Annotated in this window: 22 protein-coding genes; 9 read left to right on the top strand and 13 right to left on the bottom strand. The window is 38.8% G+C overall.

What is annotated here, in order from left to right:
- Window positions 1–74 precede the first annotated feature (74 nt).
- Window positions 75–2204 carry a S9 family peptidase gene (locus ABS768_RS13720; protein WP_408075521.1) on the bottom strand — a complete coding sequence of 710 codons (2130 nt, stop codon included), beginning with the start codon at window positions 2202–2204 and terminating at the stop codon, window positions 75–77.
- Between the two features lie 266 nt (window positions 2205–2470).
- Between ABS768_RS13720 and ABS768_RS13715 the strand changes: the two genes are divergently transcribed.
- The 3 genes from ABS768_RS13715 (at window position 2471) to ABS768_RS13705 (ending at window position 3764) form a co-directional block, all read left to right on the top strand.
- The gene (locus ABS768_RS13715) at window positions 2471–2794 is read left to right on the top strand and encodes a YbaB/EbfC family nucleoid-associated protein (protein ID WP_408075520.1); all 324 of its coding nucleotides are present in this window, start codon (window positions 2471–2473) and stop codon (window positions 2792–2794) included.
- 99 nt (window positions 2795–2893) lie between these two features.
- Window positions 2894–3439, top strand: coding sequence for a hypothetical protein (locus ABS768_RS13710; protein ID WP_408075519.1), 546 nt, complete (start codon window positions 2894–2896; stop codon window positions 3437–3439).
- A 4-nt stretch (window positions 3440–3443) separates the two neighbouring features.
- Window positions 3444–3764, top strand: coding sequence for a hypothetical protein (locus tag ABS768_RS13705; RefSeq protein ID WP_408075518.1), 321 nt, complete (start codon window positions 3444–3446; stop codon window positions 3762–3764).
- A gap of 123 nt (window positions 3765–3887) precedes the next feature.
- Here ABS768_RS13705 and ABS768_RS13700 read toward each other — a convergent pair whose 3' ends face one another.
- Window positions 3888–4913, bottom strand: a complete 1026-nt coding sequence (locus ABS768_RS13700) for a threonine aldolase family protein (protein ID WP_330444406.1) — start codon at window positions 4911–4913, stop codon at window positions 3888–3890.
- 48 nt (window positions 4914–4961) lie between these two features.
- Here ABS768_RS13700 and prfB point away from each other — a divergent pair.
- The 3 genes from prfB (at window position 4962) to ABS768_RS13685 (ending at window position 8780) form a co-directional block, all read left to right on the top strand.
- Window positions 4962–6057 (top strand): peptide chain release factor 2 gene (gene prfB, locus ABS768_RS13695; RefSeq protein WP_408075517.1). Its coding sequence is split into 2 segments (ribosomal slippage): window positions 4962–5024 and window positions 5026–6057, totalling 1095 coding nucleotides; the frame shifts between segments, so codons are not numbered across the junction.
- A 149-nt stretch (window positions 6058–6206) separates the two neighbouring features.
- Entirely contained in the window at window positions 6207–7430 is a 1224-nt protein-coding gene (locus ABS768_RS13690) for a GAF domain-containing sensor histidine kinase (RefSeq protein WP_408075516.1), read from the top strand.
- Between the two features lie 126 nt (window positions 7431–7556).
- Entirely contained in the window at window positions 7557–8780 is a 1224-nt protein-coding gene (locus tag ABS768_RS13685) for a GAF domain-containing sensor histidine kinase (protein ID WP_408075515.1), read from the top strand.
- A gap of 94 nt (window positions 8781–8874) precedes the next feature.
- Here ABS768_RS13685 and ABS768_RS13680 read toward each other — a convergent pair whose 3' ends face one another.
- A complete protein-coding gene (locus ABS768_RS13680) occupies window positions 8875–9534 on the bottom strand; it encodes a hypothetical protein (protein WP_408075514.1) in 660 nt (219 codons plus the stop codon).
- Window positions 9535–9679: 145 nt separating this feature from the next.
- Between ABS768_RS13680 and ABS768_RS13675 the strand changes: the two genes are divergently transcribed.
- The gene (locus ABS768_RS13675) at window positions 9680–10609 is read left to right on the top strand and encodes an AraC family transcriptional regulator (RefSeq protein ID WP_408075513.1); all 930 of its coding nucleotides are present in this window, start codon (window positions 9680–9682) and stop codon (window positions 10607–10609) included.
- On the opposite strand, the gene ABS768_RS13670 is transcribed toward ABS768_RS13675, so the two are convergent.
- The 9 genes from ABS768_RS13670 to ABS768_RS13630 form a co-directional block, all read right to left on the bottom strand.
- Window positions 10606–10980 (bottom strand): DUF779 domain-containing protein, encoded by a 375-nt coding sequence (locus tag ABS768_RS13670; RefSeq protein WP_408075512.1) that lies wholly within the window; start codon window positions 10978–10980, stop codon window positions 10606–10608. The two genes, ABS768_RS13675 and ABS768_RS13670, sit on opposite strands and share 4 nt — an antisense overlap.
- A 61-nt stretch (window positions 10981–11041) precedes the next feature.
- Entirely contained in the window at window positions 11042–12547 is a 1506-nt protein-coding gene (locus ABS768_RS13665) for an aldehyde dehydrogenase family protein (RefSeq protein WP_157483711.1), read from the bottom strand.
- Window positions 12548–12713: 166 nt separating this feature from the next.
- The gene (locus tag ABS768_RS13660; protein ID WP_408075511.1) at window positions 12714–13631 is read right to left on the bottom strand and encodes a phospholipase A; all 918 of its coding nucleotides are present in this window, start codon (window positions 13629–13631) and stop codon (window positions 12714–12716) included.
- Window positions 13632–13645: 14 nt separating this feature from the next.
- A complete protein-coding gene (locus ABS768_RS13655) occupies window positions 13646–14182 on the bottom strand; it encodes a hypothetical protein (protein ID WP_408075510.1) in 537 nt (178 codons plus the stop codon).
- Between the two features lie 41 nt (window positions 14183–14223).
- Window positions 14224–15843 carry a M1 family metallopeptidase gene (locus ABS768_RS13650; RefSeq protein ID WP_408075509.1) on the bottom strand — a complete coding sequence of 540 codons (1620 nt, stop codon included), beginning with the start codon at window positions 15841–15843 and terminating at the stop codon, window positions 14224–14226.
- A 68-nt stretch (window positions 15844–15911) separates the two neighbouring features.
- A complete protein-coding gene (locus ABS768_RS13645; protein ID WP_408075508.1) occupies window positions 15912–16406 on the bottom strand; it encodes a hypothetical protein in 495 nt (164 codons plus the stop codon).
- Window positions 16407–16487: 81 nt separating this feature from the next.
- Window positions 16488–17138, bottom strand: a complete 651-nt coding sequence (locus ABS768_RS13640) for a class I SAM-dependent methyltransferase (RefSeq protein ID WP_408075507.1) — start codon at window positions 17136–17138, stop codon at window positions 16488–16490.
- Between the two features lie 100 nt (window positions 17139–17238).
- Entirely contained in the window at window positions 17239–18144 is a 906-nt protein-coding gene (locus ABS768_RS13635) for an alpha/beta hydrolase (RefSeq protein WP_408075506.1), read from the bottom strand.
- 34 nt (window positions 18145–18178) lie between these two features.
- Window positions 18179–19807, bottom strand: coding sequence for an acyl-CoA carboxylase subunit beta (locus ABS768_RS13630; protein ID WP_408075505.1), 1629 nt, complete (start codon window positions 19805–19807; stop codon window positions 18179–18181).
- A 200-nt stretch (window positions 19808–20007) separates the two neighbouring features.
- Between ABS768_RS13630 and cls the strand changes: the two genes are divergently transcribed.
- Window positions 20008–21480 (top strand): cardiolipin synthase, encoded by a 1473-nt coding sequence (gene cls, locus ABS768_RS13625; RefSeq protein ID WP_408075504.1) that lies wholly within the window; start codon window positions 20008–20010, stop codon window positions 21478–21480.
- A gap of 60 nt (window positions 21481–21540) precedes the next feature.
- Here cls and ABS768_RS13620 read toward each other — a convergent pair whose 3' ends face one another.
- Window positions 21541–22662: a hypothetical protein gene (locus ABS768_RS13620; protein WP_408075503.1), complete on the bottom strand. Its 1122-nt coding sequence runs from the start codon at window positions 22660–22662 to the stop codon at window positions 21541–21543.
- Between the two features lie 292 nt (window positions 22663–22954).
- Between ABS768_RS13620 and ABS768_RS13615 the strand changes: the two genes are divergently transcribed.
- Window positions 22955–23599 carry a DUF47 domain-containing protein gene (locus tag ABS768_RS13615; RefSeq protein WP_330444423.1) on the top strand — a complete coding sequence of 215 codons (645 nt, stop codon included), beginning with the start codon at window positions 22955–22957 and terminating at the stop codon, window positions 23597–23599.
- The last annotated feature ends 7 nt before the right edge of the window (window positions 23600–23606 follow it).

The raw sequence follows: 23606 nt of genomic DNA, 5'->3' as shown, positions 1-23606 counted from the left end.
TAAGTTAGTAAGGTAAACTATGTACAAAGTTTAATTGACCTCAAAACCTTGCAAATCTAACAAAAAAAATTTAATTACTCCTGAATTCCTTCCAAATCTAGTAAAAAACTATACTCTTTGGCGACCTCTTTAAGTGCCTCAAATCTTCCGGAAGCCCCGCCATGTCCTGCGTCCATATTGGTATCAAGATACAGCTGGTTTTTATCGGTTTTTACGGCCCTTAATTTAGCTACCCATTTGGCAGGTTCCCAGTATTGAACCTGAGAATCATGTAGTCCTGTTGTTATCAACATATTAGGATATTCCTGAGCTGTTACGTTGTCATAAGGTGAATATGATTTCATGTAATCATAGTACTCTTTTTCGTTAGGATTCCCCCACTCGTCATACTCTCCTGTTGTTAACGGTATAGAATCATCAAGCATAGTAGTTACCACATCTACAAACGGTACCTGTGCAATAACACCGTGGTACAGTTGCGGAGCCATGTTTACCACAGCACCCATTAGCAGTCCTCCAGCCGATCCGCCTTCGGCATACAAATGCTGAACCGAAGTATACTTCTGTTCTATTACATATTTGGAACAGTCTATAAAATCAGTAAAGGTGTTTTTCTTTTTAAGAAGCTTTCCGTTTTCATACCATTCACGGCCTAAATCTTCACCACCCCTAATATGGGCAATGGCATAAATAAAACCCCTGTCTAAAAGACTAAGCCTTATGGAAGAGAAGTACGGATCCATACTCGCTCCATACGAACCATAAGCATATAACAGTAGAGGATTGTTTCCGTCCATTTTAATGCCCTTGCGGTATACCATAGAGATAGGCACTTTAGTACCGTCTTCGGCTGTAGCCCATACCCTTTTCTCCTCATAGTTGTTCTTATCAAACTTACCTCCCAGTACCTCCTGCTCTTTCCTCACGGTTTTTTCGCGGGTTTTCATATTAAAATCGATAACCGAATTTGGTGTAGCCATAGACTGGTAGCCATAGCGAAGCACATCGGTATCAAAATCAACATTAGTAGTAGTATAGGCAGTATAGGTCTCTATATCAAACGGAAGGTAATATTCCTCGCTTCCGTCCCAAGGGCGGATACGTATTTTATTAAGTCCGTTAGAGCGTTCGCTTACAACAAGGTAGTTTTTAAATATATCTACCCCTTCAATAAGCACATCTTCACGGTGGGAAAGCAGGTCTTTCCAATTTTCCATACCTGTAGCCGTTTCCGGAGTCTCCATCAACTTAAAGTTAGTAGCATTGTCCTTATTGGTTACAATGTAAAACTTATCACCGTAGTGGCTAATGTCATACTCCAGTCCGCGTGTCCTTTTCTGGAATATCTTAAACTCACCATCAGGCTTTTTGGCATCAAGTATCCTGTATTCGCTGGTAAGCGTACTGCTTGAACCTATTACAAGATACTTTTTTGATTTCTCTTTATATATAAATGTATTAAAGGTGTCGTCCTTCTCATGAAAAACCAAGTCATCTTTAGCCACATCGCTACCCATTTTATGCTTGTATACCTTTTCAGATCGCAGGGTAACAGGGTCTTTCCTTGTATAGAAAAGTGTTTTGTTATCTCCGCCCCATGTAGAACCTCCCGTAGTATTTTCAATTTTGTACGGAAGTACCTCTCCGGTAACCAGATTTTTAATCTGTATGGTATACTGCCTTCTTGAAACGGTATCTACCGCAAAAGCAGCCCATTGGTTGTCCTCACTAATATTAATTCCTTTTAGCTGAAAGTAACTGTGCCCTTCTGCAAGTATGTTGCAGTCAAACATAATTTCCTCAGGGGCATCGAGGTTACCTTTCTTACGTGCATAAATAGGATAGTCTTTACCTTTTTCATAACGGGTAATGTAGTAGTAACCGTTGTAAAGGTAAGGGACAGAAGAATCGTCCTCTTTAATCCTGCCTTTCATTTCCTCAAACAATTCCTTTTGGAACTCCTTGGTGTGGGCAGTACATTGTTGGTAGTATTCGTTTTCTTTGTTTAGATAGTCTATTACTTCCGGGTTTTCCCTCTCATTTAACCAGTAGTAATTATCGATCCTAACATCTCCGTGTTTTTCCAGTTTTTCTGGTTTAATTGCGGCCACGGGTGCCGCGACGGTTTCTGTCATTTCAGATTTTTTAGTTTGGTCGCATGCAAAAATAACACAAACACAACTTAAAAGTAAGTGTTTTTTCATTCTTTTAAATGATTATTATTTAAACGTGCAATTTAATATTTTTAGCAGATAATTTTCATCAAACATAAAAAATCTTTACACAATCAACGGTTAATAACCTCCGTATTATAAAAAGAATGTAAAAACACTTTCCTCAAAAATCCTCTTGTTTGCAGCTATCTCCCCTACAACAGGCAATCACACCGTTAAAGCGACATTAAAACAGTGTAAAAAATATTTTTATTTTGATAATTTTGCCACAACAAAACAAATAAAAAATCAACACTATGTTTGGAGATATTATGGGCATGATGGGTAAGATTAAGGAAACCCAGCAAAAAATGGAAGAAACCAAAAAAAGACTTGATACCGTACTGGTAGACGAGCAGAGTAATGACGGACTATTAAAAGTGACGCTTACGGCTAATCGCGAAATCAAATCGGTTACTGTTGCCGATGAGCTTTTAGAAGATAAAGAACAGCTTGAAGATTACCTGGTAATGATACTTAACAAAGCTATTGCAAAAGCAACATCGGTTAACGAAGCCGAACTTGGCGCAGTTGCTAAAGACGGCATGCCAAACATACCGGGTATGGATATGTTTAAATAACAGTAGTTATTAAAAATTTAATATTGAAAGATTTAAAAAAGCGCGGATGAGTAATCCGCGCTTTTTTATTATACTTGCCCTGTTAAACAAACCATACCTATGTTCCATATTGAAACCAAGAACAACAAAACCTTTATTGAACTTAAAGTTAAACCTGCTAATATTTTCTTTAAGGTTGTACTCCTATCTGTAGCATCATTCCCTATTATAATGATACTGGGAGCCTTGATTTTGAGCGATAAAATTGAAAGTCCGTTTGGATTTTTTATAGCATTTGTTGTTTTTGGGCTGTTATCCCTTTTTCTTTTTAGGTTATTTTTATGGAATACCTACGGCAGGGAAATTTATACAATATCAAATACCGAATACACATCGGTAAATGATTACGGCTGGTTTAAAGACAACCCTAAAAGCATCACCTCAATAACCACACTGGAAGTTGTATTTATTGACAGAGAAAGACCTAATACATTAACCGACTTTACTGAAGATAACCTTAATAATACTAATAAGAAAAATGAATACGCCATTACCTTTCTCGTAAACGGAGAAGTATATCCATCGGTAGTAAAGCAAACACCACAAAGTTTAAAGGAATTCAGTAAGGTTGTACCCAGTTTAACTAAAGGAGTTATTACTGAATAGGGTCATGAAAAGAAAATTAAAATTCTACATACTGACTGCTTTTGTTTTGATTATAATTGCCGACAGATATGTATGGATGCCTAATAGGGTTAAAGATGAAATATGGATGTATGAAAAAGGAACCTATGTAGGTGACCCTGTAAGATATGGTAATGATTTTGAAATAAAAGACTCACATATAATCTTTAAACAAAATACAACCAAACCTGAAGAGGTAAATCAAAACAGAAAGGACAGTTTTCATTTTACCGGATGCTACTTCGGGTGGCTTTTTATGTATAACACCACTAGCGATGAAATGGTTATTTATTTACGTAAATCCTAAACTACTTTATTTAGTACTATTCCTCTCCTTTCCCAAAATAAACACACTCATGCTTCCTGTTCTGAGATTTGATTTTCATGGTATATCTTTAGATCCTTCCTTCGTCAGGATGACAATCAGAAACTACAAAGTAAGCTTCTGCAATGTTTCCATCACAAAATCGTGCATTACCCCTTTGTAATCCAGGTGTGTCACTATACGCAGTTTACCTTTACCCAGCGAACTGATATGAATACTTTTTTGTTTTAGCTTCTCCATCAGGTCGGCCTCACTGTATTGTGGTTTAAGGGAAAATATAAGTATGTTGGTTTCCACAGGTTCTACCTTGTCTATCCAGGGTAACTGCTGTAACAGGTTACCTATATCTTTAGCTCTTTTATGGTCTTCTTCCAGCCTGCCTACATTATTTTGCAAAGCATACAAACCTGCTGCCGCAAGATAACCTGCCTGACGCATACCGCCACCTAATATCTTACGAACACGCAATGCCCTGTTCATATCCTCCTTACTACCCAACAGTACCGATCCCACCGGAGCTCCAAGTCCTTTACTAAGGCAAACCGAAATAGTATCAAACAGTTCTCCAAACTGTTTAGGGTGTTGCCTCCTTGCCACAAGGGCATTCCACAGGCGGGCACCATCAAGGTGGTATTTAAGGTTGTTTGCTGTACAAACTTCTTTTATCTGCTTCAGGTTTTCCATGTCGTAACATGCCCCTCCGCCTTTATTTGTAGTATTTTCTATAGACACCAGGCTAGTTAACGGACTATGGTAAAAATCGGGCGGGTTAATAGCCTCAGCTACCTGCCCTGCTGTAATCATCCCTCTGTCACCATCTAAAAGCCTGCATGAAACTCCACTGTTAAACGAGGCGCCTCCACCTTCATAGTTATATATATGTGCCCATTTGTCGCATATTACCTGCTCTCCCGGGTTAGTGTGCAATTTAATGGCAGTTTGATTTGCCATGGTGCCCGACGGAAAAAATAAAGCGGCCTCCATACCAAAAAGTTCTGCAACTGATTCTTCCAGTTCGTTAACCGTAGGATCCTGCTTATACACATCGTCGCCCACTCTCGCCCTAAACATATGCTGCAACATGTCGTGAGAAGGTTTGGTTACTGTGTCGCTTACTAAATTTATTTCCATATTATGAAAAGTATAGCTTATTTTTGCAATACAAAACTACATTTATTTATGACAAATACCGAACAAATTAAAGGTATTATAGAGCGCCTTGGTGCGCTGAGGAGGTATCTTTGACATCGATAGGAAATTAATCGAGATTACTAACGAAGAAGAGAAAACCTTTGCTCCTGATTTTTGGAACAACGCCAAAGAGGCCGAAATTGTGGTAAGAAACCTGCGTTCTAAGAAAAAGTGGGTGGAAGACTACGAAAAGGGTAATGCCATGGCCGAAGAACTACAAATTATTTATGAGTTTTTCAAGGAAGGTGATGCTACCGAGGAAGAACTGGACAACCAGTACAACCAGACAATAGCACATATAGAAAACCTGGAGTTTAAAAATATGCTTAGCGACGAAGGAGATTCTCTTAGTGCCGTACTGCAAATTACTGCCGGTGCCGGTGGTACCGAAAGTTGCGACTGGGCTTCTATGCTTATGCGTATGTACATTATGTGGGGCGAGAAAGAAGGTTATAAGGTTCGTGAGCTTAACTTTCAGGAAGGCGAGGTTGCGGGTGTTAAAACCGTTACCCTTGAGTTTGAGGGTGAATATTCCTTTGGTTACCTAAAAGGTGAGAATGGCGTACACAGGCTGGTACGTATTTCCCCGTTTGACAGTAATGCCAAAAGGCATACCTCATTCGCATCGGTATACGTGTACCCACTGGCAGACGACACCATTGAAATTGAGATAAGCCCTGCAGATATCACCTGGGAAACCATGCGCTCCAGCGGTGCGGGAGGTCAAAATGTAAACAAGGTAGAAACCGCAGTACGACTGCGCCACCACCCTACCGGAATTATTATTGAGAACTCCGAAACGCGTTCACAGCTGGACAATAAAACCAAGGCAATGCAGTTGCTTAAATCACAGCTTTATGAAATTGAGCTGAAAAAACGTCAGGCAGTGCGTGATGAGATTGAGGCAAACAAAATGAAAATTGAGTGGGGATCACAAATAAGAAACTACGTTATGCACCCGTACAAACTTGTTAAAGATGTACGTAGCGGCTATGAAACCAGTGATGTTGACGGCGTTATGAATGGTGAAATAGACGAGTTCCTTAAAGCCTACCTAATGATGATGGGACAAAAAGAAGAATAACCTTTTACGGGAAAACCTCAAAAGTTAAAAAAAAGCCAAAATAACACTCTAAAGCTCAGTGTTTTTACGAAAAAAAATTGTACTTTAGAGTGTTTTTCACACGCATTTAACACTGTGGAAGTTTTTTTAACTTATAAAACCACATCCCCATGAACCATCCAGCAGACATATTTGTCCCGGAGAATGACAGCCTGCGCCTTAAAAAGCTGTATGAGTATCAAATTCTTGATACCCACCCGGAAGATACCTTTGACAAAATCGCCATGCTAGCTTCAAAAGTTTTTAAAACCCCTTATGCTTTTGTCACTTTTGTAGATCAGGACCGTGTATTCATAAAAGCCAATATAAGTCCGTTTGAAGGTAATGTTATACCGCGCGAAAAATCGCTATGCGGTATGGCTATTATTGATGACGAATGCACTATAGTACATGATGCTATGGAAAACGAATGTATGAAAGACAGCCTTTTGGTAAAGAAAAAAGGAGGCGTTCGTTTTTATGTGGGGGCTCCGCTGCGAAGTCCCGAAGGGTATTTACTGGGGACTGTGTGTGTTGCCGATAAAAAACCCCGTTACGGACACATAAGCAAACGGAAACAGGAAATGCTTAAAAACCTGGCCGACCTGGTTGTTAATAAGCTGGAAATGCGCCTTAGGTACAAAAACCTGTTAAAGGCACAGCACGAGTTAATGAACATCACCCTACACGAAATAAAAAATCCGCTGGCATCCATCAAACTGGCTAACGATGTGATAAAAAAAGATCCTTCACGCAGTGAAAGTATGTATTTAAGAGTCAAAGACAGTATTGCCCGTATACAAACAAAACTACATGATCTGCTTAAAAACAGTGAGGATGAAGAGGTACAGCAAAAACTGTGTATGGAGGAAACTAACCTGAAGGATATTTTCGAATCGCTTTTAGACACCTTCCAACTACAGGCCAATAAAAAGAAACAATCAGTAACACTAAGTTACGACACTAACATCCCTCCTGTTTTTATAGACCGGAAAAAGATAACCGACGTTTTTCATAACCTACTCAGTAACGCGTTAAAATATTCTTATCCTGATTCAGATATTAACATTTTCGTGAGCCGCAACTGTACCTCTGTCGATGTAGAGTTTAGAGACGAAGGTCAGGGACTGGATGAAGACGACATCAATAAACTTTTTACACGTTTTGCCAAGCTCAGTTCAAAGCCTACAGGTAAGGAAACCTCAAACGGACTGGGACTTTCCATATGCAAATCATTCGTAGAAATGCATAATGGAAAAATATATGCCAACAGCCCCGGTAAAGACATGGGCACTTCCTTTTTTGTATCGCTTCCGCTTATCTACGAGGTAGAAAACGAGCCTCAAATACGTTAATTTATACTTTAGCACACTAAGTGTTATAACATTCTGCTAAAGTTTTATTTGTACGAAATTAAGACTTACCTTCGAAGAAGAATAGAAGTTTATTCCCACACAAAAGCACTGTTCTTTCAACGAAGTATGATATATACAAAACCTAAATCCATAATCCCGTCAAACGATATGCAAAGGCTGGAAAAGCTGTATGAGTACCGCATACTGGATACTCACAGTGAAGAGGCGTTTGACAAGATTGCTCTGCTGGCTGCCCAAATATTTAACACCACCAGTGCATTCATCTCATTTGTGGATCAGGACAGGGTATTTTTAAAATCTAATCTTAGCCTGCTCCCTCATAATGTTATAGAACGCAGGGACAGCATTTGTTCATTAGCTATACTTAACGACAATGTTACCGTTTTTAACGACACCCATACTTCACCAGACTTAATGGAAAGTCCTTATGTTGCCGGCGAAGACGGTATACGTTTTTATGCCGGAGCACCCTTAAAAACACCCGAAGGTTACCTTGTAGGTACCGTTTGTGTGATAGACAAAGTAGCCCGGGAAGTTACTGATGCCCAAATGGATATGCTTAAAACACTGTCCAAAATTATTGTAAACAAACTGGAAAGCCGCCTACGCTATCGTAAGAGTATTGAGTCGCAAATAGACCTTACTAATATAGCACTGCACGAAATAAAAAATCCATTAGCCTCTATTAAACTGGCAAATGAGATTTTAACCAAAGACAGTTCGAAAGTTGAAAGGATGAGCGGCATGATTAAAGCCAGCGTACTCCGTATACAAAACAAGCTGGCAGATATTTTAAAACAGGCCGAAGAAGACGAACACAGGCTTACACTTTCTATTGAAGAGGTAGACCTTAATGAAATGTTTACAAAAACATTAACAAGTTTTGAATTAATGGCTAACAGGAAAAACCAGACTTTGCTGCTGGAACACGACCCTGAACTGCCTAAAATATATGCCGATAAGGCCAAGATCTCTGATGTTATGCACAACCTTGTAAGCAATGCGCTTAAATATTCTTATGCCGGCACTACCGTAAGAATAATTGCAAGGCAGGAAGAAAACATCATCCGCATTGAGGTACAGGATGAAGGACAGGGATTAAGCCAGGCAGACATTAGTAAACTGTTCACAAAGTTTGCAAAACTAAGCTCCAAACCTACAGGTAAGGAAACCTCAAACGGATTGGGGTTGTCTATAACCAAATCGTTTGTAGAGCTACACAACGGTACTATTGAAGCCAAAAGTGCCGGAAAGGATAAGGGTACATCCTTTATCGTTTCACTTCCACTTAAATATGAAAAGGAAGAATTGCAGGAGTATTTCGGATAGGTATTCCCTGTTTTTTTGATTCAATATCTATATTCTTAAACCGAAAAAATCTCGTGGGTTGGTGATTAACCACGAGATTTTTCATTTTTATGATTTACTTTTTCTTTATAATATATTGCATTATATCTCCCGGATTCAAGATTGGGGTTGATGTTGGTAAGTATACCTCACTAAAGATTAAAAGATAAACACTATCATCTTTCCTGAAAAAAGCAATATCAGACCTAAGTTTACCTGTTTTATTCCCTTCAACATACATCCTTGCATCAGGTTTATCATTAAAATAAGCAGTAAGATAATTATACTCTGTACTATAAACACTAAGTGTGTCATTTGAAAATATTTTTTCCATTTCACCATCAGAAAAAAAATGTATTGATTCCTTTTCCTTTATTTTAGACAGTTTAGCCAGATTATATTTTAACTCATAGTTTCCTCCTTCAAGTATATTATATGAAGAGTTAACATTGCTAAAAGATTTATTACCTACAACATTTAGATTATAGTTTTTAGTTAAACTATCAATTTTAATAATGTGAAGCGTATACTTATCATCAATAATATAATCTCCTATAATAGCTTTACCCTTATAACTATAACTGCCTAATAATTGATACTGAAAACTTTCGTTTTTAAAAAAACGTTTCAGTCCAATTAAATCCTGTTCGTTACTATAATCAAAAAACTCTACAGGCTCCATACATGAAATAAAAGACAATGGTATAAACAACAATATCAAAAAGTATTTCTTCATTATTTAAGGTGTTTGGTTAATTTTTTTTTCAAATATAAACAATCGCAACCAGCATAGGTTTTCATTAGGATTTTAATTTTTAACACCACCTCCAATTGTATTATTCAAAAAATTTTAGTAATTTTTAACTCTTTAATTTAATGCCATGCACTCCAAAAAATTACTCACCACCCCTGCGCTTACTACAGAAAAATCACTAAAAACGCTGGTGGAAAACAGGTCGGTTTATTCACTGGATAACTGCGAACTCAACATATTTGAAACCTACAAGGAAGCACAGCTGGTTCCGTTAAAGTTTAACGATCTTGTAGTGACCAGTATGCTAAGAGGAAAAAAGGTAATGCATCTTTTTGATGACCCTGAGTTTGAGTACCTGCCGGGAGAAACGGTTATTGTACCCTCTAACGTAGAAATGCGTATTGACTTCCCCGAAGCCTCTACCCACAACCCTACACAGTGCCTCGCCCTTGCTATAGACCATGACAAGATTAGCAGTACCCTTAATTTTTTGAACGAACGCTACCCTAAAGACGGCAAGAACATCTGGAAACTGGATCACAAAAATTATTTCTTTTATAATAATACCGAACTGGCTACATCTATCAATAAACTGATAAAGGAATGCATGAGTACATCGGTCACTAAAGATGCATTGGTAGACCTCAGCCTTCAGGAATTACTGGTTCGCATTGTACAGTCACAAACAATACAAGGACTTAACAGCCCTAAAACCTTACAGGCAGGTGGTGAAAATGAAAGTGCCATGCATGTAATTGCCGAATACATTAAAAATAATATTACCCAAAACCTAAGCCTTAAAGACCTTAGCGAAAAAGCATGTATGAGTACTACATCGTTTTACCGCTACTTTAAGCGCGAACTGGGCATGACACCACTGGAGTTTATATTAAACGAAAAAATAAAACAGGCCAAGCAGCTTTTAAAACACCCGGGCATACAGGTAAACGAAGTGTGTTTCCAGTCGGGGTTTGAGGACTGTAATTATTTCATAAGGCTGTTTAAAAAACATGAAGGTATTACCCCTAAGCAATACCAACAGTTATACATTAATTAATCTTCAAGATATTTAAGCGGTTCAAGGTCATTGGCTTCCTCTTCGGTAAACAGCCTCGACTCTATTAAAAACCGCATACCATAAGGTATTTCGAGCGAAAAACTGGCTCCCCTGCCCTCTACTGCCGTAAGGGTAAGATGTGTGTGTTTCCAGTATTCAAACTGATCTTTACTCATCCAAAACTCACAGCCTTCAACAACACCAAGGCACACATCACTGTAACCCAGCTTAAAGTCTCCTTTTTCAAAACACATGGGCTGACTTCCGTCACAACACCCACCGCTTTGATGAAACATGAGTTCGCCGTGCCTGTCTTTCAGTCTGGCAATAAGTTCTGCTCCCTGTGGTGTACAGTCAATTCTTTTATACATATATCAATAGTTAAAAAAGACAGGCTGTGGTACGGCCTGCCTTTTAATCCAAACTCTAAAATTAGAAAAAGCCTAATTTCTTTTTGTCGTAAGAAATCAGCATGTTTTTAGTTTGCCTGTAATGCTCAAGCATCATTTTATGGTTTTCACGGCCAAAGCCCGATTTTTTATATCCACCAAACGGAGCATGTGCAGGGTATGCATGGTAATTGTTTACCCAAACCCTACCGGCCTCTATGGCTCTTGGAACCTGATATAGCTCGTGTGCGTCGCGTGTCCATACACCCGCACCAAGTCCGTAAAGAGTATCGTTAGCAATCTCAATAGCCTCTTCGGTCGTTTTGAAGGTAGTTACACATACCACAGGACCAAATATCTCTTCCTGGAAAATTCTCATTTTATTATTCCCTTTAAAGATGGTTGGCTGAATGTAGTAACCCGTGCCCAGTTCGCCATCCAGTTGGTTTACCTCACCACCTGTTAACACCTGTGCACCTTCGTCCTTACCAATTTTAAGGTATGATTTGATTTTCTCATACTGATCGTTTGAAGCCTGTGCTCCCATTGCAACGGTTTTATCCAGCGGATGCCCTATTTTAATAGCCTCTGTACGTGCTATTACCCTTTCTATAAACTTGTCGTAAATATCTTCGTGTACCAGCATACGTGACGGGCACGTACAAATTTCACCCTGATTAAGAGCAAACATAACAGCACCTTCTACCGCCTTATCAAAAAACTCATCATCGGCATCGCCTACAGATTTGAAGAAAATATTAGGTGATTTACCTCCCAGCTCCATAGTAGACGGGATAATATTTTCGGCAGCATACTGCATGATAAGCCTACCGGTGGTGGTTTCTCCCGTAAACGATACTTTACTTATTCTTGGTGAGGTAGCCAGTGGTTTCCCTGCTTCAACACCAAAACCGTTTACAATGTTTATTACTCCCGGCGGCACCACATCTTTAATAAGCTCCATTAATACAATAATGGAAACCGGAGTTTGTTCGGCAGCCTTAACCACTGTACAGTTACCTGCGGCAATAGCGGGGGCAATTTTCCAGGTAGCCATAAGCAGCGGGAAATTCCACGGGATAATTTGTCCCACAACACCTATAGGCTCATGCAAAACAATGCTAACCGTGTTTTCATCGTGTTCTGATATTGTACCTTCCTCACCTCTTATAACCGAAGCGAAGTACCTAAAATGATCTATACAAAGAGGTAAATCGGCAGCAAGAGTTTCGCGTATTGCTTTACCGTTATCTATGGTTTCTACCGTTGCCAGATATTCCAAATTGGCCTCCATAACATCGGCAATTTTATTAAGTACACTGCTGCGGTATGCCGGAGAGGCCTTACCCCATGTTTTAAATGCCTCATGGGCAGCATCAAGAGCAAGGTCTATATCTTCTTTAGTAGAGCGGGCTGCTTTTGCAAAAGGTTTTCCGTCTATAGGGGAAATGTTGTCAAAATACTCGCCTTTAACAGGTGGTACAAATTTGCCGCCAATAAAGTTATCGTACTTTTCTTTAAACTGCGGTCTTGAAACTATTGAACTCATACTTATAGTAATATTAAAGGTTATATTACCAAAAGTAGATTACTACAACGTTTTAGGATAGCACAATCTTTTCAAATAATAGCACAATTTTGCCTCTTTGATTATTTTACTATTATTTTTTTGAATTAATGACAAAATACAAGTGCAATAAATAGAGAGTAGATAATTACATCCATTCCACTAATGATATCCCTACCCCAACAATGGTTTGCAGCTGGTTATAATCAATAAGCGTTTCGCCATAGCCATGAAAAAACTGTGCGTGGAACTTTAGGTTTCCTTTTATGCTTCGTGCCCAGTTAAGCTCAATACTGCCTTTCATGTTTTTATTAAAACTGAAATTAGGTGCTACCGTAGCCGAAAAAATGTCCTTATCGGTAGCATAGGTTACTGTAGCATCACCATAACCTACATAACGGCAAATGTTAGGGTTATCGTCAATATCATCGGGAATACGGTACCACGCCCTTATAAAAACCTGCCAGTCGTCCTTCTCAAAAGCAGCATGGGCTATTAGCCTGTTCCAGCTTCGTGATAAAGGGTACGACCTTCCGTTTGACTGATGATTAATACTTATCCCTGCCATTCGTCCTTTAAAACCAAACAGACTATAATGTGTAGTAAAATTCAAAATGGCTTCGGGCTCATAGTTGATTTCCCTAAAAGGTCGTGATAATGAGACATTATATACCTGCCAGTGTGCCTTTTGTGAATAGGCTCCCCACAGGTCGCCATTACCCCAAAAAAGCCCCTGTGCTACTTTTACCTTAAAGCTTATCTGGAACTTCGCCTCAAGGTTATTAAGGTTCAGGTTATCGGTAACGGTATAATCCGGGCTGCTGTTACCGCTACGGGGTTGTCCGTTTGGCGAACTAGACCAACGAAAAGGCAATATATAAACGGGTTTATAAGGAGTAACCACAAATGTGGCAGGTTGTGATAGCGAATCAAGCTCCCAACGCTGTGCCAGGCTGTTTAACCGTTGCCTGTTAAAAAACGAATTGGTTTGTGCCGTGGCAAACCAACAAAACAGCATCAGTATAAAAGTAAAATAACGTTGTAAGGCATTAGGTATTTGTGGCATAATACACGTGTTTCCTAACAAATATAACGTTTTTGAATATAAAACTTTATACTGTTAAACCATAACAAAGAAACCAGTAAAGCTACTTTATAATAAGCAGTATTAAATTGAGTATTTACTAATAAAACAAATACTATTATCAATAATGTAGTAATTGCATCCTGCTTTAGCCATCCTTTTTGTTTAATGTAAACGATACTCCCGGCAATGGCATAAAATACTAACGAAAATAAAAATGCTCTGTAAAGCCTATTCAAAATCATATCCGGATACAAAGTGGTGTTGCCCAAAAAATAATACAATATCATACCCCAGAAAAAAAGGTAATAAGGCAGGTTTACCAAATGATTGCCCTTACCTAAAAACCTAACTATAAAATAAGAGATTAATGTAACTACTAACGGAAAGCAAACAAGCACAAGGTTCACTTTCAAGCTGTCATCTAATTGGGTTTGTATAATGGTAAAATAGCCCGAAAAGGAAAATAATATATAAGCAACCAACAGGTTTAAACTAAAAAAGAGGAAATAAAGAAGTAAGGTTTTCTTCATTTTAAATGATTCGTTTTGTGTATATAGTAAATATAATGATTTTACATCTTATCTACCTTAATGTAAAACTCCTTTATTTTTGGCTGAACATCCTTAATCTTATCGGCTTCAACAGTTAGGGTTTGCCAATCGTTGGTTCCGTTAAGGCGTATGTTTTTACCATAAATATCGACATCTACCGGCATGGCAAAGTTTTCCTCATCGGTTTCCCAACGGTACTGTAATTTATGGTCTTCCAGCTTTAACTCTAATTTAGGGATATTCCTGTATCGAAGGTACTGATTAAATACAGGTTCCAGATTTATACCGCTTTCCTTGCTGAAAAAGTTAATAACATCCTGACCTTCTATAACCTGTTTTTTATACTTTTCAGAATACTTAAGCAACATAGCCCACCATTTGTCATCGTCGTTTACAATATGCCTTATGGTATTGAGCATTAGTGCCCCTTTATAATACATATCGCCCGATCCTTCACGGTTCACACCAAATATCCCTATAACGGGCTTATCGTTACGCACTCCCATTCGCTGACCGTATACGTACTGCATCGCCTTATCATACCCCAACGTACATTCCAAATATACGGTTTCGCTATAGGTAGTAAAACTTTCGTGAATCCACATATCGGCAATATCCTTAGAGGTTATACTGTTACCAAACCATTCGTGCCCCGTTTCGTGTATTATGATATAATCAAATGTTAGCCCTACTCCAGTGTATGACAGGTCGCCTCCTCTATACCCCATTTTATAATTGTTACCATAAGCAACGGCGCTTTGATGTTCCATACCTAAGTAAGGGGTTTCTACCAGTTTATAGCCGTCTTCCTTAAACGGATACTCCCCAAACTTAGTTTGAAAACACTCCATCATAGGCTTTACCTGTTTAAACTGTTCTTCGGCCTTTTCTTTATTGTAGCTTAATACATAGTAATCAAGGTCGAGCCCTTTATAGTTATCGTGTATATGTACATAGTCGGCAATGTTTACCGTAATATCGTAATTGTTAATTGGATTTTTAACCTCCCAGTCCCATCGGGTATAACCGTTTTTAAGATTTTTACTACCTTTAAAACGCCCGTTAGAAACATTCATAAGTCCGTTTGGAACAGCCACTTTTATAGAAGCTCCGTTGTCGGGCTCATCACTCTGATGGTCTTTTACCGGATACCAAAGGCTGGCACCTGTTCCCTGTACTGCCACACCTACCCAGGGTTTTCCGTTATCATCTTCTGTAAAAACAAAACCACCGTCCCACGGGGCATTGCGTGCCACCTTAGGGTTACCCGAGTAGTTAAACCTTAATGTATGCTCACTCCCCGCTTTAAGTTCATTAGGGAACGATATAAAAACAGCATCGTTATCACGGGTATATTCCAACCTTTTGTTTTTAAGCATTATGCTTTCAATCTTCATATTCTCAAACAGGTCCAGCTGAATTTTTTGGGTACTGCTTACCACTTTAAAAGTAATATCGTTATAACCGTTTATATATCTTTTATCGGGGTTTACCGTTATGTTAAGGTCATAGCGAAGCACATCAAAACTTGTCCTTTCAGGTCGCAGTCCGCCATGCAGACTGTCCCTTCTGGAAAATTCCTGAGCATTTGCAAAGGCAAAGGCAAATAAAGCAACGATAAGCAATAAGGTGTTTTTCATGATAAACAGTTTACACTATTAGTCATGAAATGTAAGAATTTGTTACCAATAAAAAAATAGTAAGTGGCTTAAACCATATTTTGAGGCAGTACCTCAGGATGGATAACCGGTACCGGAATACTACTATCGGTAGTAACAGCACAGCCTACCTTGTTAAGGTAATCCAGGTCTATTTTCAGCTTCAGTAAATCCAGTTCCTTTTTGTTTACCTTTTTGTAATTATCCAATAAAAAGGTTTTCATGGCATCATACAACACAAACGAAAGCTGAATGTGCAAATCGCCTGCATTTTTAATGCTCTCACCCATTGAGATAAGCACGGGGAATACCTTTGCATTATCGGTTTGACATATAAAAGGAGGAAGTGAATTGATATATAGCCCGCTTTCAATGAGGTTAATACTAACCTGCACAACTGTTTTAAACTTGGCGTTCACAGCTATGCCCTTGCGTGCTAAGAGTTCTGAAGTGAAAAAGTATTCGAGATAGTTGGTTATCTTTTCTACAGATACCACATTTTGCAGCTCGTCATCGCAAGCTACATCAATAATTAGCTTTTTCATGGCTGATAAGGTTTGGTTTGTTAAAAGTATATACGAAAGATACCTGCCGTTGGTTTTAAAAAAAGTGAAAAAAAATTCAGCTTATTTTAAAACACTGGTAACTATGGTAATTTCGCGGTCAATATTCTCACCGCTGTTACTTAGTACCTGCTCGGTATCTTGATATACATTCCGGATAACAAATCCGGCCTTATCTAATAATTCTGATGTATGCTCTGCCGTATACATGGTAAAGCCATACTTAGCAAACGGAATTTTTATCATGGTGCTTTGGGGGATTAAGCCTATTGATAAAACACCTCCGGGCTGCATAACGCGTGCAATCTCGTTAGCATACTCCTGTGGGTTTTGCCAAAAGTAGATTGTGTTTACTGTAAATGCCTTATTGAACTGATTATCCTGAAACGGAAGTGAGTTACCGTTAGTAAGCACAAAAGAAGCATTACTATAACCTTTGTTTAGCTTTTGCGCCTGCTCTATCATGGTACCTGATATTTCGGCACCTGTATACCTTATGCTATCGTTTAAAAGAACATCACCTACATGGGCACCGTTACCGGGACCAATTTCCAACACGCTATCGTTTACAGCCAGTGACAAACTGTTTATGGTTTTGATAATGAGGTTACTGTTGGTAAAATTCATCATCTCGGCCACTTTAAGCCCGGTTTCTCCTTCGGGGTGGCTTAGCTGGCGTGCCAGTTCCTGTAGTTCGGCATCTGTAAGTTTCATGTGTGGGAAGTTCTTCAATTAGCTATTACGATAAATTTACTAATAAAAAACCGACTGCAAAAGCAGTCGGTTAAACAATTGTGAATTATTTTGTAATATCTTATTTTTCAAACAGAAACAAAAGCACTTCGTCAAATCGTTGTCTCCACGCTTTTTCAGTATCCTCTGCACCTTCAAAAACTTTTGACACACAGTTAACATCCTTATGATAACCTGAACCGGTCATTAATTCATCTATCTGTTTTTGATATGGTAACGATATAGCATCAAGCCCTTTTGTTCCCTGATCAAAGTAAAAACGATGGTTTTGTGCCGGAGGCATGTGCAATTCCATATATTTACTTACAGCATCAAACGGGTTAGTATTGTTTTCATCAAACAAAACAGGCCAGTGTGTAGAAAGGCATGCTGCACTACCAAATACCTCAGGATATTCAAAAGCGGCATACATAGAAATTAATCCTCCCATAGAACTACCGCTAATGGCTGTATTTTGGGCATCAGATAAAGTTCTGTACGTTTTATCTACATACACTTTTAATTCACCTACAAGGAACTTCAAATAATCATTACCCATAAACTTCTGTTTAGAAGAACCCGTTGCTTTTGCAACCTCCATTGCTTCTTTCAGTTCATTATCAGTAAGATATTCTAATGCCTTTTCAGGAAGGTATTCCAAATACCTGTCTTCGGTACTCCATACAGCAACAATAATAACAGGCTTTATTTTTTTTTGTGCAGCCAGGTCCATTGCAGTATTTCCTGCATTCCATGAAATATAATCTCTGGCTGTATCGTCATTCAATACGTTTTGCCCGTCCTGCATGTACAGTACAGGAAAACGCTGGTTCTTGTCGGCCTCATATTCTTTTGGCAGCCATATATCTACCCTGCGGGCATCTACATATTGCGAAGGGAAATGATCAACAGTTTGTACCATTTGCGCCTGCACAGCAGGTGCAAAAACAGCAAAGCAAAGCAATGCCATTATAAAAGCTCTTTTCATACTCATTGTTTATGTTGGAACGTAAAAGTAAAAATTATACCTGTATTACGCCAAGGTTAAACGGTTTTTCTATTGGAGCATGGTTTGCGGCCTCTATCCCTATAGAAATCCATTTACGGGTATCAAGCGGATCGATAATTCCGTCGGTCCATATTCTTGATGCGGCATAGTATGGTGAAACCTGTGCATCATACCTTGCCTTTATTTTATTGAAAAGTTCTTCTTCTTTTTCCGGAGTGATTTCCTCGCCTCTTGCCTTTAGTGACGAAGCCTCTATTTGCAGTAATACCTTAGCAGCCTGTGTACCTCCCATAACGGCAAGCTCAGCACTTGGCCATGCAAATATAAGCCTTGGGTCATACGCCTTACCACACATAGCATAGTTACCGGCACCATAAGAGTTCCCCACTACTACGGTAAACTTAGGAACTACCGAGTTACTCACGGCATTTACCATTTTAGCTCCGTCTTTAATAATACCTCCGTGTTCACTTTTTGAACCTACCATAAATCCGGTTACGTCCTGAAGGAACACAAGCGGAATTTTCTTCTGGTTACAGTTGGCTATAAAGCGTGTGGCCTTATCGGCACTGTCAGAATAAATCACACCGCCAAACTGCATTTCACCTTTTTTGGATTTCACTACCTTACGCTGGTTTGCCACAATACCTACAGCCCATCCGTCTATGCGTGCATAGCCTGTAATAATAGTTTGTCCGTATCCGGCTTTATATTCTTCAAACTCGCTGTTATCAACAAGCCTTTTAATAATCTCCATCATATCATACTGCTCAGAGCGTTGCTTAGGCAGTATACCGTAAATCTCGTTAGGGTCAAGGGCAGGCTTTTGCGGAGCCGTACGGCTGTATCCTGCCTTCTCAAAGTCGCCTATCTTATCTACAATATTCCTTATTTTATTGAGGGCATCCTTATCGTCTTTGGCTTTATAATCTGTAACCCCCGATATTTCACAGTGTGTAGTGGCACCACCCAAGGTTTCGTTATCAATATTTTCGCCAATGGCAGCTTTTACAAGGTAGCTACCCGCAAGGAAAATACTTCCTGTTTTATCTACAATCAATGCTTCATCGCTCATAATAGGCAGATAAGCACCACCCGCTACGCAACTCCCCATAACAGCAGCAATTTGGGTAATACCCATGCTGCTCATCACAGCATTGTTACGGAAAATACGCCCGAAGTGTTCCTTATCAGGGAAAATCTCATCCTGTAGTGGCAGGTATACCCCTGCACTGTCTACAAGGTAAATAATAGGTAGTTTGTTCTCTATGGCAATTTCCTGCGCACGCAGGTTTTTCTTTCCGGTAATAGGGAACCATGCCCCTGCTTTTACGGTGGCATCGTTAGCCACAACTATACATTGTTTTCCGCTAACGTAGCCTATTTTTACCACAACACCACCCGATGGGCAACCGCCGTGTTCCTCATACATCCCCTCGCCTGCAAAAGCAGCTATTTCAATACTCTCGGTATCTTTATCCAAAAGGTAATCTATACGCTCACGCGCTGTCATTTTACCCTCGTTATGTAGTTTTGCTATTCTTTTTTCACCACCTCCAAGCTTTACTTTTGCCAGTTTACGTTTTAGCTCAGAAAGCAGCAGTTTGTTATGATCTTCATTCTTATTGAAGTTAATATCCATGGGAATTATATCTTTTTTTGTGATAGTAGTAATTTTCGTGGTGCTAAAATACGAAATCGTTTGAAATTTTCAGTAAAACTGCCTATACGTTTAATATTCATTAAATGTTAAAATCAAATTCACAAATAAACTCACTTTCGACCCCCGTTTAAAACGTGAGCATAAATTTAGTAAATTGTGTATTATAAAACCACCACTGCATGTTATCACAAATAGATACAAAATGGATCTTACTCATTGAGATTGTTTATGTACTTATTGTTATTGGCGTATGCATACGCATTGTTTATGATACCCGCTCCGTAAGCAAAGCCCTTGCTTATGTACTTTTTGCCGTATTTGTACCCGTTATAGGCACAATATTTTATTTCTCCTTCGGGATAAACTACCGAAAACGTAAAATATATTCCAAAAAACTGACTGTAGACGAAAAGCTGGCCCAACGCTTTAGGAAAAAAATAGCCGAGACCGATCGTAACGTATATATCTCCCACAACCCCGCTATACTACACAACAAGGATTTATATCATTTGCTATTTAATGAAAAAGCGGGACGAAATCCGTTGGTTCCAAACAATAAAGTTACCCTGCTAAAAAACGGAGAAGCTCTATTCCCCGAACTGATACAGGCACTTAAAGGTGCACAGAGCCACATTCATATTGAGTTTTATATTTATGAAGATGATACTATAGGCAACGCTATTAAAGATGTACTTATTGAGAAAGCCAAAGAGGGAGTGGAAATACGGTTTATGTATGACGATTTTGGCAGCAGGAGCATCCGTAAAACCATAGTAAAGGAACTGCGTAAAAATAATATAGCCGCTTTCCCTTTTTATAAAATCAGGCTAATGCCGGTAGCCAATCGTATAAACTACCGCAATCACCGTAAAATAGTAATTATAGACGGTAAGACATCGTTTATAGGCGGCATTAACATATCTGACAGGTATATCAATTCAGGAAAAAACAAAGTGTACTGGAGAGATACCCATATCAGAATAGATGGTCCGGCTACCTATTCACTGCAACGCGTGTTCCTTAGTGACTGGAATTTTAGTAGCGGGGAATCTCTAGGTATAGACAACACCTATTTCCCGTTATATCCATTAAACGAAAAGGCTACTGCTAATATACAGGTGGTCTCCAGTGGGCCCGATTCTGACCTACCCAATATACTCTACACAGTAATCAAAGCCATTAGCCTGGCCAAACAGGAAATACTGCTCACTACCCCTTACTATATTCCTGACGAAGCCCTACAGGAAACACTTATCATTGCTGCACTTAGCGGTATTGAGGTAAAGCTACTGGTTCCTAAAGAGTCGGACTCCAAAATAGTGAACCTTGCCTGCCGTGCTTATTTTGAAAACCTGTTAAGGGCGGGTGTACGGATATTTTTATATGAAAAGGGATTTGTACACAGTAAGACTTTTGTGATAGACAGGACGCTGACATCTGTAGGTACGGCAAATTTAGACCTGCGTAGTTTTGACCTGAACTTTGAGGTTGCCACTGTTATTTATGACGAAAATATAGCACAACAGCTTGCCTCCCACTTTGACGAAGATTGCCAAAACGCAACCGAAATAAAGCCACAACAATGGTTTGAACGTCCTAAATCCATAAAAGTTACCGAACGCCTGGTAAGACTCATATCGCCCTTTATGTAAAAAGGGGATGCTTTTAAAAAACATCCCCTTTTTAGCTTAACTAATAAACTAAAACAATATTTAATTTAAGCCCAAAAAGCTTAATACATCATTTTTAATAGCCGGGTTTACTGTTGCAGCAAGAGCAACAGATATTATAAGACCAATAAAAGCAAAAGAGAAATCTTTAGCAATCATCTTAAGTGCTTTATTTTTATGTTTTTTACCTTTTTTCAAACGGGCAAGGTTTATGGCTATTTCACGACCACCTATTAAACCTAAGAAAACCCATGTTGTACTCATTGGTACGGTACTGATAAACAGTTTGTAAATAAGGATAAGTGCATAAGAGAAATCGATTAGCGTAGCTGCCCTAACATCAGACACACGCGATTTTTCACTAACCACTTTCTGGATCCTGTCACCACGCAGGTAGAATAACACACCTAAACCAAGGAAAATTACAAGTCCGAATATTACAAACTGCATAGCATCCAGCCTTCTTGGTAAGAATACAGCTACGTTTGCACCATCCTGCATTACCCAAACCGACCATAATATACCACTCACAATCCATTGAGCCACCATCCATGACGGGTGCACTTTACGGCCTTTAAACTTCCTACGGATGTAGTTATAACCAAAGAACCATATAAGTACTGAGAATACAAAAGCAATTACATAACCCGATAAACTCTTGGTGATCATAGAGGTAATACCACTTGAGCTTGAACTGAAAACACTCAGCATAAGGAATGTAGTAGAAACCGGCATTCTTAACCTTGTAAGGATAAGCAGTACAAGCGGTGCCATAAGCATAAAGAACGAGAAGTTCTCCGGGTGCGGATACTTACTTACCTCTTCGGCATTAATAAGCCTTCCGTAAGTAACATCTCCGTTTAAGGTAAACCAGCTTATAGAAATGGTTACTAAAAATATAATACCTATATACAGCCACAATGTATACCACTTGCGGTGTTTGTTACTTTCAATAAAGGTACCAAGCGACTGTATACTGTCGTTAGAAACCGTTGCATAAGCTGCCGTAAGGAAACCTATCCACATTGCCACCTGCGGCTGATTGTAAAAAAGTGCACTGAAAATGAAGATAGTTGATATAATTACCAGGAATATCTTTTCATTCGAAAACTTCTCAATTAAACTTAAAGGAGGTATCGACTTTTTCTTGTATTTCATTTTCATGTGTAGGGTAGTTTAAAAATCGTTGCAAAAGTAACCAGTTAATAAAGTTAGTTACAAGGTCTAATTTTAAGTTATTGTTAATTAATCAATAATTAAAAATTAATTTTGAAGATAACTATTTTTTAATTCATTTTCAGGACTTTATTTGCACCTTCCCAAAAATTATTTTCCTGATTTTTAAAATAATGTAAAATTAACACTCGCAAAACACCTTTTTTTAATAACACTCGGTTCACTGTAACTTAACGATTTCTTAACATTGATTAAGTACATTTGCGGCAAAATGTTATTCATGTCAATAAACAGTATCTTCCAGTTTCTTGTTCCGAAGGATAAGAAATTTTTCCCGCTATTTGAGCAGGCAACGCAAAACCTTGTAATACTTGCCGAAACACTACATGAAGCGGTTAACGCTCCTAAAGGCAAAAGAGACGAGTACTTTACTAAAATAGAAGAGTTAGAAGGCATTATTGAAGGCATTGCCCACAAAACAAATCTTGAACTTAGTCGAAACTTTATCACTCCTTTTGACAGGGAGGATATCTACTCGCTAATTACAGCTATTGACGATGTAGCCGACTATACTTATGGTGCTGCCAGCAGAATGAGACTGTATCAGGTAGAGAAGATTACTAAGTCTATTAGAAAGATGACGGAAATTAACCTTGAAGCCTGCGTGCTTATACAGGGTGCCGTTGCCGACCTGAAAGACATGAAAAACCTTAAAGGCATTACAGATGCCTGTAAAAAAATTGCAAAACTGGAAAACAAATCAGATAGCGTTTTTGATAAGGCTGTAGCCGATATATTTGAAAACGAAACCGATGCTATTAACGTGATTAAGTACAAAGAAGTACTATCTGCACTGGAAACAGCATCAGATAAATGCAAAGGGGTAGCAAACGTTTTAGAGTCTATTGCTGTAAAACATTCGTAAAACAAAC

It is taken from the genome of Flavobacterium rhizophilum (assembly GCF_046000485.1).
Taxonomy (GTDB): Bacteria; Bacteroidota; Bacteroidia; order Flavobacteriales; family Flavobacteriaceae; genus Flavobacterium; species Flavobacterium rhizophilum.
This window is presented reverse-complemented; position numbering and strand designations above follow the sequence as displayed.